Source organism: Gardnerella vaginalis (genome assembly GCF_001546485.1).
Classification (GTDB): Bacteria; Actinomycetota; Actinomycetes; order Actinomycetales; family Bifidobacteriaceae; genus Bifidobacterium; species Bifidobacterium vaginale_D.
On sequence record NZ_KQ956857.1, the window covers coordinates 1 to 921 of the forward strand.

The window sequence follows — 921 nt, forward strand, 5'->3', positions numbered from 1 at the left end:
ATCATAAGCAGCAACATTCGTCAAACCATGCTCAGAAAGAAGAACAGTCAAACCCTGATAGTTCGTGAACAAATTCGCGCTACCATCAGAAGTCACAAACGTTGGTTCCTCAGCCTTCTTACCACCAAGAAGATCAACCAAATCAAGCTTATGCTCAACCTTCTTCACCTCAGGCTTAGGAGCTGGCTTAGGTGCAGGAGCTGGTGCAGGTGCAGGTGCTGGAGCTGGAGCTGGCTTTGGAGCTGGAGCTGGCTTAGGAGCAGGAGCTGGAGCTGGCTGTTCTGCCGGCAATTGCTTCAATTGAGACTCATAAAGAGCAACAGTGTCATTGGCGTTAGCAAGTAAATCATTTGCCTTATCAAGACCGATACCCGCATTGGCATACTCCGTGGCTACATTAAACCACTTATTATATGCTGTCTTTTCGCTTTCAGTCTTTGGACTATTACCAACTACTATACCAATCTTAACATCATAGCCGTGTATCTCATTGTGAACCTCATCAAGCTTCACACCATTCTGACGAGCCTCAGCAGTTTCTGCAATAAACTTAGCCTTAGCAGCATTAAGTTCAATCTTAGCGGCATCAACAGCAGCCTTCTTCTTTGCAACTTCAGCTTTAGCAGCAGCAAGCTTTTCTTCGAGAGCCTTCTTTTCAGCAGCCTTTGGAGCAGCAGTCGCAGCAGCCTTTGGAGCAGCAGTCGCAGCAGCGAAAGCTGGAGCAGCAAAAGCGAGACCAGAAAGCAAAGTGGCGCCGGCAGCAAATGCAGCAATTGCCTTTTTACTTAACATAATGTATCCTTTCTTCTTCCTCACGCAAAAATACACGAAGAAATATTTGATAAGCAACTTATAAACAAATTGCTCTGTGACAGCACAAACTAAGAAGAGCTATCACTTCTTAATACGGTACCCCCCCCC

The 921-nt window shown here is 45.9% G+C and carries 1 pseudogene; it reads right to left on the minus strand.

From position 1 onward, the window contains the following. Positions 1–792: pseudogene (locus HMPREF3208_RS03490) on the minus strand (hypothetical protein); the annotation flags it as partial. Positions 793–921 lie beyond the last annotated feature (129 nt).